At 46.7% G+C, this 12,991-nt stretch carries 7 protein-coding genes; 5 read left to right on the forward strand and 2 right to left on the reverse strand.

Features of this window, described 5'->3' with window-relative positions; genetic code table 11:
- Positions 1-92: 92 nt before the first annotated feature.
- Positions 93-1,256 carry a ferrochelatase gene (hemH, locus tag AC5JL3_RS10030; RefSeq protein ID WP_192219245.1) on the reverse strand — a complete coding sequence of 388 codons (1,164 nt, stop codon included), beginning with the start codon at positions 1,254-1,256 and terminating at the stop codon, positions 93-95.
- 111 nt (positions 1,257-1,367) lie between these two features.
- Between hemH and AC5JL3_RS10035 the strand changes: the two genes are divergently transcribed.
- The gene (locus AC5JL3_RS10035) at positions 1,368-1,991 is read left to right on the forward strand and encodes a class I SAM-dependent methyltransferase (RefSeq protein WP_496074356.1); all 624 of its coding nucleotides are present in this window, start codon (positions 1,368-1,370) and stop codon (positions 1,989-1,991) included.
- A 480-nt stretch (positions 1,992-2,471) separates the two neighbouring features.
- Here the strand turns inward: AC5JL3_RS10035 and AC5JL3_RS10040 are convergent, their stop codons facing one another.
- Positions 2,472-4,046 carry a metallophosphoesterase family protein gene (locus tag AC5JL3_RS10040; RefSeq protein WP_496074357.1) on the reverse strand — a complete coding sequence of 525 codons (1,575 nt, stop codon included), beginning with the start codon at positions 4,044-4,046 and terminating at the stop codon, positions 2,472-2,474.
- Between the two features lie 795 nt (positions 4,047-4,841).
- Between AC5JL3_RS10040 and AC5JL3_RS10045 the strand changes: the two genes are divergently transcribed.
- The 4 genes from AC5JL3_RS10045 to AC5JL3_RS10060 all read left to right on the forward strand — a co-directional run bounded on the left by AC5JL3_RS10045 (position 4,842) and on the right by AC5JL3_RS10060 (position 12,920).
- A complete protein-coding gene (locus tag AC5JL3_RS10045) occupies positions 4,842-5,636 on the forward strand; it encodes a hypothetical protein (protein WP_496074358.1) in 795 nt (264 codons plus the stop codon).
- 850 nt (positions 5,637-6,486) lie between these two features.
- A complete protein-coding gene (locus AC5JL3_RS10050; RefSeq protein ID WP_496074359.1) occupies positions 6,487-9,252 on the forward strand; it encodes a hypothetical protein in 2,766 nt (921 codons plus the stop codon).
- Between the two features lie 4 nt (positions 9,253-9,256).
- Positions 9,257-11,587, forward strand: a complete 2,331-nt coding sequence (locus AC5JL3_RS10055; RefSeq protein ID WP_496074360.1) for a tetratricopeptide repeat protein — start codon at positions 9,257-9,259, stop codon at positions 11,585-11,587.
- Positions 11,588-11,600: 13 nt separating this feature from the next.
- Entirely contained in the window at positions 11,601-12,920 is a 1,320-nt protein-coding gene (locus AC5JL3_RS10060) for a family 8 glycosyl hydrolase (RefSeq protein ID WP_496074361.1), read from the forward strand.
- The last annotated feature ends 71 nt before the right edge of the window (positions 12,921-12,991 follow it).

Here is a 12,991-nt window from a genome sequence, read left to right on the forward strand (position 1 = left end):
GTGCATTTCTCTGTGATCTTAGCTTGTCCTCAAAGATCTCAAATGGGTTCTATAGGGAAAACGGTTCTAGAAACTGAGTAATAATTCTCTATTTACAATAAGCCAACGAAGTGAAGCGGTCCTTGACCGCTAATTAGCTCTAACACTAAAGCCAAAAAGCCAATCATTGCTAGACGACCATTCCAAACTTCAGCGGTTGTCGTCATCCCCCATTCCCAACGCTCTTGGGGATACATCTTAACCTTCTTATCCGGACGTATAACCTCTGAAAACATGCGGCTGGGAGCTTCCAGGGCTTCAACAACCAAAGTCGCCAGGGAATCAATAAAGACAGGATGTGTATTCAGTGCTGGTACACGCTGGAAGTTTTGAATACCTGCTTCTTCTGCCAGTTCTCGATATTCAATATCAATTTCCTGGAGTGTTTCGATGTGTTCAGAAACAAAGCTAATGGGTACCACCAACAAATCTTCAACACCTTGGGCACCTAGTTCTTGAAGAGCGTCTTCTGTGTAGGGTTTTAGCCACTCAACTGGACCCACTCGACTTTGATAAGCCAGCGTATGGGGGTTTGGGCGGTTGAGAGTCTGCATGATTAGGGCAGTACAGTCTTCAATTTCTTGTTGGTAGGGGTCGCCCGCTTCTGTGACATAACTGACAGGAACACCATGAGCACTAAAGAAGATGTGAACCGCATCAGGATTGGCAAACTGGTCAAGTTCTTGGGCAATTAACTGCGCCATTGCTTGCAAATAGCCGGGTTGCTGATACCAAGAGGGAATAACAGTATATTCAATCTGTCTGAGTGCTGGGTCTTCTTGCCAAAGTTTCTCTAAAAGACGGAAGCTAGAACCACTGGTGCTGATGGAAAACTGGGGATAAAGGGGAAGGATTACTAACCGTTCTACGACATCGCGCTTAATCCGTGCGATCGCTTCTTCTGTAAAAGGATGCCAGTAACGCATTCCCACATAAACGTTGGCATCTTGCCCTTGTTGCTGTAGATGTTCCTGGAGGGCTTGCGCTTGCGCTTCTGTAATATGCCTTAATGGTGAACCACCACCAATTTGTCGGTAGTTCTCTTGCGACTTTTTCGCACGTAACGTTGAAATCAACCAGGCGAGGGGGCTTTGCAGCCAGGAAAATGGCAGACGAATAATTTCAGGGTCAGAAAATAAGTTGAAGAGAAAAGGACGAACATCCTCTGGTTCATCTGGCCCACCTAAATTAAGTAATAATACCCCTACACGACCCATAATTATGATAGTTTCCCAGAGTTTTCATATTTGTTACTGATTTTAACAATATATTCTTTTTATGGTTTAAGTTCGCAATAAGAAATACACATCTTTACCAGGGAGTGAGCAGTGGCATCAATTTTAAGAACTTGGAGCTATCAATATCAATGGTTCTATGATACGATTTCCCGACTCGCTGCCCTTAGTGTGGGAGGAGAAGCACGATTTCACAAGCTACCTTTGCAAGGATTAACGATCACTTCAGAAACGAAGGTTTTAGACCTTTGTTGTGGCAGTGGTCAAGCCACAAAATATCTAGTGTATTATTCCCAGGATGTCACAGGCTTGGATATGGCTCTAGTGTCACTGGAACGGGCACGGCGGAATGTCGCCAAAGCCCAGTATGTAGAAGCGCTGGCTCAAGAGATGCCATTTCCAGATAATCAATTTGATTTAGTGCATACCAGTGTCGCAATGCACGAAATGAAGCCTTCTGAGTTGCAGCAAATCCTCAAGGAAGTTTATCGAGTACTCAAGCCAGGTGGGGTGTTCGCGCTAGTAGATTTTCACAAGCCGACGAACTTCCTATTTTGGCCTGGATTAACCCTGTTTTTGTGGTTGTTTGAGACGGAAACTTCCTGGCAGCTATTAGAAACAGATTTGGTTGAGTTACTTAAGGACGTGGGATTTGAGGTGTTAACCCACGCACTTCCTGCTGGTGGCAGTCTTCAAGTGATTCAGGTAAGGAAATAGCCTTTCTTAACTGGGGATTAGCCCTTGACAGAAGAGACTTATGCAAAGAACTGCACAGTTTACGGCAATAGAGGATAGAAAATGAGAATTATCCAACTCGTAACAAAGAAAGCCGCAAATAGTCCGATCATCAGTTCCAGAGACCAAGGTACATTGAAACTGCCTAAAAGTGGGGTAGCAGAAATTGCTAAAACTAACAGAAATATCAATATAAACCAAACCATTGGGTTAAACCTCTTGAATGTATCTTGACTATAGTTTCGCTTTTTAGAATGGTTGCAGCCTCCTCTAGCAGGGTCATCCTGTTGGATAGTATTTACTTCACTCTATCTAAAAAGCTATAAACCTTCGCGACGAAAGTTCTCCACCAGTTCCGTTCATGAGGGGGATCTGGGAAAGAGTATTTACTGGTAGGTTATTTCTACAGCGTCGGAAAAACAAAAAAGCTGATAGCTTTCTGCTATATATTCGTCCGAAACTTCAAATCACAAACGGTTCAAGGTGGCTACTACTCCACTCTCGCCCAACTCGCTCCGTGATAAATGGTCGGACAACGAACTTGGGAGGGTCACCTGCTTGAACATCAATCCGTAAAAAGGAGTAGGGACGCCGCTTCTTTTTGCCCTGACTATGGCGACCGACGTAAAGCTGTGAACGCGCGACTAGACGTGTGTGACTGCCTTCACTATCCCTAAATGTTTCCATCAATTCCGAACCTTCAACCCGTTGGCGGCGGAGGCTGTGACCACTACCACCGCAAACAATCCAATGGATATGAGAGTCAGCATGTCCAGTGTCAGCTGTGCAAAGATGTTCTAGACAGTGCGCGTGACCAGCAAGAACCAAATCAACAATTGGACGACCCTCTGTTAATCCCCCAACCGCCTCAGAAACAGTATTGAGTACTTTACGGAGGTTGTAGCGAATCTGTAGAGTTTGCGCTTGGTTCCATTTTGTTGCTTCGGTGACATAGGGAGGATGGTGGAAATAAACAACTCGTCCACGAACCTCGGTTGTGTTCCAGGATTCAATTAGCCTTCTTTTTAGCCAATCCAGTTGTTCAAAGTCCGTGACAATCGTTTTGTCGGTTGTCAGTTGTTTCTCAATGTCAAGTTGTACTTCTTCAAGTTGCTCTAACTTGGCTCGATTGTCATCGAGAATTTCCGCTTCGTCAGGTTGATCTGGATTGAGACGGGCTGAAGCGTCAAGAATTTCCTGTTTTGAGCGTTCTATTTCATCTCGGCGCTGTTCCAACTGACGACGGATGGCTTCTCCCTCTTTAGTTGTCGGCAGGGGTGCAGGTGCGTTGAAGGTATTTGAGTCGAGGGCGAAGAAGTCAATCCCGCCATATCGGAAGGTGTAATAGCGGTTGGGTAATCGGGTGAAGCGCCCAGCCTCGTAACGTAAGCAGCGACCCATATCGGTTTCGGCAGTGTAATGGCTGTCTAGATGACGCTCTAATTCTTCGTTGGTATTGAACCCCTTGAGATAGTCGAGGAACGCCTTCGCATAGGCTCTGCCTTGCTTAGAGCCATGCCAACCAACACCTAAATCCAATTTTGACCGGAGCAGGTGGCGCAAAAGCCAGGTACTTTGTGCTAAAACTCCATAGACAAATGGCAGATCATAGTAATCGTGATTACCGGGTACAGGTAGAAATGGCTTGTTGAAAACCATTTGGTCATAGGGAATTTTTTCAGGCGATTCGCCGCCTACCAGAAACTCTCGATAGGGAGCGATGAAGTTTCTTAAGTAATATTCACTTGAGCCAACTTGATAGATAACATCACCTGTGTGCAAGATGAAACGGCTAGTATCATAGTGCTCTAGCATTAGTTCGGTAATTTGTCGTTGGGGGTTCTGGTCGGGATGGGGGCCAGAACCACTATCACCAATAACTAAAAATGAGAACTCTTGGCTATCGGAGACTCCATCGTCAATAAATAGCTGAGTTTGATCGATTGAGCGATCGACAATTATTGGATCTTCCCACCGCACCCGCTGCTTCATCTTGCGAATTTTTACCGAGATTGGCGGGTCAGATACAAATTTCATAGCTATTACTGTAGGAGTTGCTTTCCGAAACAGAGGTGAGCCTTGTCTCGACGCAAGCTGATTGTAGCTGTCTGCTCTTAGTCGAAGGCATCTATCTTTGTGCGTGACATCCTCCAGTCACCAAACTTATGGTATGGCACTGGTTTCCCACGGCTACCGTGTTGCTATCAAAGATGTTACTTCACAAGGAAGGCAGGGTAGCAGTTATACAAGCCCCTTACTTTTGAACTTTTCTTGATCGTTAAGTAAGGTATCCAAATGCAACTTTCAAGAAACACTTTTCTAACCCTTATCGTCGGGTAGCACAGGCAATTACATTTTTTGCCGCCTGAACAAGCCATTGCTGCTTAAGCAAGGCTGGTATAAGTTTACACCGATTAATAATGAGGCTCTCTCACCTACTGTTAACGACTAACAAGGGTGAACTGAAGCTTTGCAAATTTTTGATAACTCTAACCTATCAGGCTATCAACGATGAAACCTTTCCATACCTAGAGTCAGTTTATGCTTTTTTGTAAATTTGGATACATAAAAGCGAGTTTTGGTATGGGGATTTCACTTAAAATGGCGGTTCACTAATACTTTACGTGAAATTACGGAGTCTTCATCAAGGCTTTACAAAATTTACGGCGACAGAAACTAAAGTAAACATGGTAGGAGTAGGGGCACGCTACTGCACGCTCTACTGACAAGTAGAAAGTGCGAGCAGCATCAAGTAAATAGAAAGGATTAAATTTCGACAATCCTTGAGTTTTTACGACTAACACTGGCATTTGTACAAGGAAACTATCACTCATGACTACATCTCCCCTGAAGAAATTCGTCCTTGCACCAGTAGTGCTTTCGGCAGCAGTCTTTTCTGTACTGACTTTACCCTTAGCTGTATTTGGCTCACAGCCAGTAACTATTCAACTGCAAGAGGAGCCAGTATTTTCTGGTCAACTAAGGGATGTTGCAACTCCTTACTTAGGTTTAGCAAGTGCTTTGAGTTTGGGGACTGGAATCGCCAGTGTTGCTGTCACCGGTTGGCGGCAATCTAGCCGCAAATCGTCTCAAGTCGAGGCAGAACTAGAGGGTTTAGCGAAACACCTCAAGGAGAAGGAAGAGTTATTAGAAGCGCTTAAGCACTCAGAATCTCGGCTGGAAGCGTCTGGGTTGAGTGCCTTTTTGGATGAGGAAGTGGCTCTACAACAAGAGTCCAAGACAGCAGCAAGCACTGAAGCTTTTATGGTGGTTGAACCGTCGGTGATGACAACGCAAAGCGTTGAAACTTCACCAGTTGCAAAACCAAGCAAGACAGTGCATGAAGCCTTAGCGAAGTTTCCCTCAGTTCAGACTGTCCTAGGTCATACTCGGACAAAAGCTGTCGCTCAAGCCTCCAACTCTGCGATCGCTATTGTGCCAGAGGAAGTTGAAGAACTCCACATTCAACTCCAAAAAATCATGGCTCAGATGGCATCTTTACAAACAGCTCTCGCTGCAACACCACGAGCCGCAAATTCTCAAGAAGCTGGATCTGAAAAGACAAAAGTAGGTGTGTCTGCTAATGTAGCAGGACCACAAGCTGTTCAGTCTTGGTCTGTACATTGAGAATTGATATGTCTTTCTAGTGGTTGCTCGACAGACTTATCCTCATTCACTTCATCAGGGTTTTACTAGCTCATCCAAAGCGTCTACGCAAGTGTGCGATCGCAGCCTGTAAGCCTTTTAGGGTAACTTTCTCGCAATCGTTGAAAGTCTTCCTTTTCCCTTTAGAGAATGTAACCAACGCTATAGCTCAAGAGAGTTATCTCTAGCTAAGCGCTTGTAGAAAGTTGCTAATACACTAAAAACCAATAACCTTCGGCTCTCTCCAGAAGCTTGAATTAGGAGAGTAGCCGTCGTATTGATTGCCACGGCTAGCTCATCTAAGTGAGTAAAGTTAGGAAGATTTCTCTTTCTCTGGGTAGAGGCTTTCTGACTCGCTTTTGATACAGTAGTGCGAGGGTATTGTGGTAGCCAAGCTTTTTTAAATGATGAAAAAGATACTTGTAAGTATCTTTACACCAGATTCTTAAGTGAGCTGCTGGAATCCAACTACTGGGTAAAAAGTTATTACCTTGCCTTCTTTAGAAAATAGGGCAAGAGTTTAAGCTACAGGGTGCACAGTTAGACAGGCAAATTGTCATAACTTCTTTGCTGTGTTACTTATGTTCATGGCATCCGATAAATTTTTATCCTTTAAACTCCAGATTATAGAGACATTTCTGTTTTAGCTGTATACAGTAGTGTTGTTAAATCAATACCAACAGACGAGCGCCTATACCTGTCTTAAGAGGTGTTCAAAATCGAGTAATTCAACAGCAATTAAACAGAGGTACTATGAGCTGCAACTATCAATTGCTTTGCTTCAGCATGGCGGGAAAAGATTTATCAGCCAAACAAGCTGGGCAATGAACTAATGAGTGCTGATTATCCCCGATTTAACGCCTTGAGTACACAGCTATGGATTAACTTGCTTGGCGCTAGTTCACTCGTAACCTTTTTAGGGTTGGGAGTGAGTAGCATTAAACCCGCTCAAGCAAATCCCGCTGAGCAACAGCCGATATGTTTGGCGCAGAGTCAAGCCTCTTTACCAACTCATTTGAGGACATCCTGTAGCCAAGAGAATCTTAAAGCTACGGCTTTGCGTTCTGAAGTCAAAGGCTCAGCAGTTGCCGTTAAACCAACGAGCAATTCTAGTGCTGGGGTGGAGACTGTTGAACAACCTGCAACTGATTTAGTCCCAGAGAACACATTCATTCAGCAAGTGCCAGTCAAGGTTAATGCCGTAGCGCCCCAACAACTGGAAACGTTAACAGTTTCTGCCATACCTAGTGCCACTCTAGACGCTCAAAAGCGATCGCATTCCCCAGAAACTGAGCTATCAGTCAGTGGGTCTAACACTACTGAAAGGGGAACTGCAACCGAGCAACTACCGACTTCATCGGTACTAGGGAAAACTAGGGACAACACAGAGCAAGATTTCGGGCAATTGACGCTAACCCATGAAAGTGGCTGTAGTCCCAGCCAAACTTGTAGCAATGCCGTAACCTCTGTGACACAAGGAGTAACTTCTAATAGCTCCAATTCAGTGTTGGCGCAACTACCGTACTCACAACAAATTTTACCGCCTTTACCAGTTCCAGCTACTCCCATTCCTGTAGGTTCTGATAGCTCCAATACAAAACTGGGGCAGCTACCTTACTTCCCACAACCTCCAAATCCGGTACCAGCACCAACAATGGTGTATCCAGCAGGAGGGAATAACTACAATCCCGCGTTAGGACAGTACCCTTACTACCCACAAACGGTACTTTTAGTACCCGTACCAGCAACGGCCCTTCCGGCAGGAGGGAATGGCTACAATCCCGCGTTAGGGCAATACCCCTACTATCCACAAACTGTACTCTTAGTACCCGTGCCAGCAACGGCGCTTCCAGCAGGAGGAAATAACTATAATCCGGCGTTAGGGCAATACCCCTACTATCCACAAACCGCCCCTCAACTGCCTCCGAATCCGATGGTAGGGAGTAACTACAATCCGGCGTTAGGGCAGTACCCCTACTATCCACAAACCGCCCCTCAACTGCCTCCGAATCCGATGGTGGGGAGTAATTACAATCCGGCGCTAGGACAGTATCCCTACTACCCACAAACACCTCCCCAACTGCCTCCGAATGCGATGGTAGGGAGTAACTACAGTCCGGCGTTAGGGCAGTATCCTTACTATCCACAAACCCCCCCCCAACTGCCTCCATATCCGATGGTGGGGAGTAACTACAATCCGGCGTTAGGACAGTATCCTTACTATCCACAAACCCCCCCCCAACTGCCTCCATATCCGATGGTGGGGAGTAACTATAATCCGGCGTTAGGACAGTATCCTTACTATCCACAAACCCCCCCCCAACTGCCCCCGAATCCGATGGTGGGGAGTAACTACAATCCGGCGCTAGGGCAGTATCCTTACTATCCACAAACAGTACCTCAACTCCCAGCGCCACTTCCTGCCAATCCTGTTGCTGGGAGTAACTACAATCCTACGTTAGGTCAATCTCCCTATTACCCACAAAATTACCCACAAACAGTACCTCAACTCCCAACACCCAACCCGAATATCATCCCGCCAGCTTCCCCTCCCAGAACAGAATTAGGTGCGGTGCCTACGACTGGGCAACCGCCAGAGCTTCGTAGTACGGCTTTGACTTCTCCTTCTTTACAGCTACAGGGACTTTATATCAACCAAGGTGACGAATCCTCAGCACGGGCACGCCTTTCCGGGCTTTATCCTCTTAGTCCTCAAGCACTATTTGGGGCAACGCTTGATCTGACGAGTGAGGAAAATACCTTGGCTGACTCTCCCAATCAGGGATTGAATATTAATGAGCTTTATTTTGCTACGGCTCCTATTGCGGATTTACCCAATCTACGATTCGTGGTTGGTCAGTTGGATTTAACGTCCTATTTTGATCGCAATAGCTTTGCTAAGGATGGGGCAACGCATTTCTTTAATCAAGTGTTTCAGACTAACCCCGCTTTGAGTACAACTGGGATTTCTTCTCGCCTTGGTGGTTTAGTCAACTGGACGATAACGGATAACATTGAAGCGAAAGCTGCTGTCTTCTCTTCCGCTCAGAATCTTGGTGATTTCGCCCTAGATGCATTTGCTGGAGAAATTGGTATCCGCTACGGCAATGCGATTATTCGTGGGACTTATGCCACAGATCGGGATGCGGGTTCAGATGATGGCTTCCGAGAAATTTTCCAAAATAATCGGGATACTGATAACTTTGGACTCCTGCCATCCGATCGCGAAGAGTCCTATGGTGTCAATGCAGAGGTGTTTGTTCCCGAACTGAGCATGGGAGTATTTGGCCGTTATGGTCGCTACGAAAATCGGGAATTGGATCAGGGAGGGGATACTTATAGCCTCGGAATTAGTTTCTCGGATGTGTTTTCCGAGAATGACAGACTAGGACTTGCCTATGGTCGAAGTTTGTCAAACGACCAACTACGGCGTGATCGGGGGGATGAGATACCCGATGTATTGGAGCTATTCTACGATTTTCGATTTTTACCTAACATTCGGCTCGGTTTCACGCTTCAACAACGCGATGGCTTTTCCGATACCTATGGGGGTTTCCGAGTTAAAACAGAGTTCGATGTAACTCCTGGAGGCGAGTAACTCCATGAGTCAACTGAGTGGCAGAGTTAATAAACATCGCCTCAAATCTCTGAGTGGAGGGATGGTGATTTGGTTAGGAGTAGCAGGGCTATTGGTGAGTGTGCCAATTCTGACAAGTATTTCCGTTGTGCAGGCTCAGACTGTACCTGCGGCTGTACAACAAGCGTTCACACTCCTGAGGCAGGGGCGAGTCCAAGACGCGATCGCACTTTTTGAGCAAGCCCGCCGACAGTATCCTCAATTGTTAGAAGCCAAGTTAGGTTTAGCGATCGCGTACAGGCGACAAGGGCTGATTCCCCAAGCATGGCAAGCTTATCAAGATGTACTAGCTCAAGACCCTAACAATGAGCTTGCGCTAAGGGCGGTTGGTCTACTCGGTAGCTATCGCTCAGAGTGGCAACTAACGGGGATTGAAGCACTAACGACACTGCTGAACTTGAATCCCAATGATGCGGAAGCTCGTGGGCTACGAGGACAACTATACAGTTATCAGCAACGGTTTGCCGAAGCGCTGGCGGATTATCAAATTGCGCTGCAAGCAAATCCAACGCCAGAAGTGCTGGTGGGAGCCGCAGAAGCATATACCAATAGCGGCAATCCTCAACAGGGACTCGAACTCTTTAACCGCTACCAAGCCACCGGAAAAGCAATTACAGAGTATTCTGTAATTGCTTATGCCCGTGCCTTACGCGAAACAGGCAATCCTGCTCAGGCGGTGCAGGTTCTAGAGGCGCAGCTTAGAACCTCAAAAACATTAGATGACTTGGCAATCCAAACTCGTGCAGCACTCTCTTTAAGCTATCTAGCAAATCAACAGGTGACTCAAGCCTTGGTAGTATTAGAGCCATTACAAGGTAACCCAGATGCGATCTTGCCATTAGCGCGATCACTTAATGAAATTCGGACTCAGAGCAACAACTCTAGCCTGCAAGAGCAAGTCGGTAATCTTTACCTTCAGGCATTAGAGCAAACTCCCAACCCTGAGCCAAGTTTGCTGCGTGAAGTTGCTGATGTTTTGAGTGGACTACCTCAGGGACAACAAACCGCTCTACAACTGTACCGACAACTAAGCGCCCTGCAACCGGATGACCGCAGTCTGGTGGTTAAACAACTGGCGCTGGAAAGTGAACTAGGTTTGATTTCTCAGGCTGACTTGAGAATACGTCTTGCGAGTGCCCTTGGGCCTCTACCGACCGACCCAATCCAGCAGAATGCGATCGCGCAAGCTTTGGCAGGAATTGACCCACCAGGAGCGGAATTTCTCCCGATTTATCAAAATCTGCTTGCATCAGGTGTCAATGTACCGTTTCTGAACTTCAGAACTGCTCAGCTATTAATCGAAGGAAATGACCTAATTGGCGCAAGAACTGCTTTAGCCGCTTATGCTGCAACTAGCGTTGGGGCAAGGGATTTAGCACCACAATTGCTAGCAGCAGAAATTGAGCGCCGTGAAGGAAACTTGGAAGCCAGCGCCCAACGCTACCAAGGGTTGATTGCTAGCAACTTAGCGGATAGTGATATTTTGAATGCAGCTCTGCAAGGACTTTCAGGTGTTCGCTTACAACAAAATCGACCTGTTGAAGCGCTGGCGATTTTTGACCAATTGGTAGCTCGTAATCCTCAAGATTTAACACTTCAGCTTGCCCGGACAACACTGGCTTATGAGGCTAAGCTAATAGACGAGTCACAAGCAGAGGCTGTTTTGAATTATTGGCTACAGACACAACCGCCCACCGTTGCGCCACCAGAACTTTTTGCCTTAGTTGGCACTCTACCAGCAGACGCACGACGGGAACCTTTATACAATGCCCTGCTTCAATTTGATCCGAATAACATCCCCGTACAGGTGCGAGCCATTCAGGTGCTAGCCAAGCGCTCTCCAGAGCAAGCGAGGGCACGGGTAGCTCAGTTAGTGGCTCGTGACCCTTACAATATCGGTAGCTATTTTTTACAAGGACAATTAGCTCAATCTATTAACGATTTAGAATTTGCAAGCCTTGCTTATGAAGCGATTTTGGCAGCTCAACCGAGTAACATTGAGGCGCTATCAGCTTTAGGCGGGATTCGGTTTCAACAACGACGTTTTGATGATGCTACCAATCTTTATTCTCAAGCGATCGCTATTAAGCCTAATGACTTGACAGTGCGCCAGTCACTGATTAGCTTAAGTAGGGCTAAAGACTTACAGCTAGAGGCGCTTACAGCAGTCGAACAACTGCAACTCGAACAAATTGAGAGGGGGGCTTCTAACAGCGATTTATCTCGCCAAAGGCAGCAAATCCAAGAAGACTTCCTGCGACGACGAGGATTTCAACCCCCCTGGGAACGTTTTTAACTTGCAAGCCCAGATGATTGTGAAAATGCTGGTTTTAGTTCGGGTACTAAGATTGACGGCTTCTGCCAAAAAGCCTCGGTGGTTTCTCAAGAACCTTACCACCGTCACAATTTTATTGGGTCTAGCTGGCTGTATTTCCATATCCTCTACACCACCGCCCCAAACAGATTCCTCCCAAGCACCAGAAGCATCACCCCAGACAAGTGCATCGCCTGTCGCCAGTTCCCCATCCCTACCCGAATCGACCGCTAACCGGGAACTGCTCGAAGAAAGTTGGTTGATTTACCGAGACAAATTTATTCAAGAAGACGGGCGAGTGATTGACTTTGAAGCTAGCGATCGCTCAACCTCTGAAGGACAAGCCTACGCCATGCTGCGGGCAGTAATCCTCGATGACCCTACTACCTTTGCCCTTACCTTAGACTGGGCAGAAAAAAACCTCAAGCGCATTGGAGCAAAAGGCGAACCCATTGACCAACTTTGGGCTTGGAAGTGGGGAAAGAATCAAGCGGGTAAATGGGGACCCATTGACAAAAATTTTGCCAGCGATGCCGACATTGATGCCGTTACAGCTCTCATCCTTGCCTCACGTCGCTGGAATCGTCCAGAATACCTAGAGCTAGCACGCACCAAACTCAATGATTTGTGGAAATTTTCCACGATAGCCGAGCCAAAAGGCAAGCGTTATCTCTTACCTGGGCCTGTAGAAGCCTTTGTCCCCTCGCCCTCTACCCTATACCTTAACCCGTCTTACCTTGCGCCTTATGCTTTTCGCCTGTTTGCTCAGGTTGACCCCAACCATGATTGGTTGAGTTTAGTAGACAGTAGCTATGAGGTTCTCGAAAAGTCTTCTCAGGTTTCTACCGTAGGCTTGCCAAGCGATTGGATCGCACTCGATACCAAAACGGGGAAATTCCAGCCAATCCCAAGCTCTAGCCAACTTCAGAGTGTCTACAGTTTCGATGCCTACCGCGTTTGGTGGCGGGTTGCTTGGGATGCCGCTTTGTTCCAGTCACCTGAAGCAGAGCGTTACCTACGCACTGCCACGAAGCATCTCCAAACGCAACTGCGATCTTCATCGCGGATTCCAGCACGAATTAATCTTCAGGGGAAACCGACAGTAAATTACGAGGCAACTTCTCAATACGCGATGCTATATCCCGCCCTCCAGTTAATTGACCCAGATATGGCTGGGCAACTGTTAGAGCAGAAACTTTTACCTCGATATAACCAAGGGATTTGGGATGATGAATCCGCTTACTACATCCAGAACCTGGCTGGACTAGGGCTGTTGCCTCCCACCGCAATTCCCTCTCAACTCCTACAACCCTAATAGAAAAGTCCTCAGGGATATTTAGCATCACTAAAGTTAATTGATAAAAATACTGACCGCCTCGCGACCAA

This window comes from Symplocastrum torsivum (assembly GCF_059505465.1).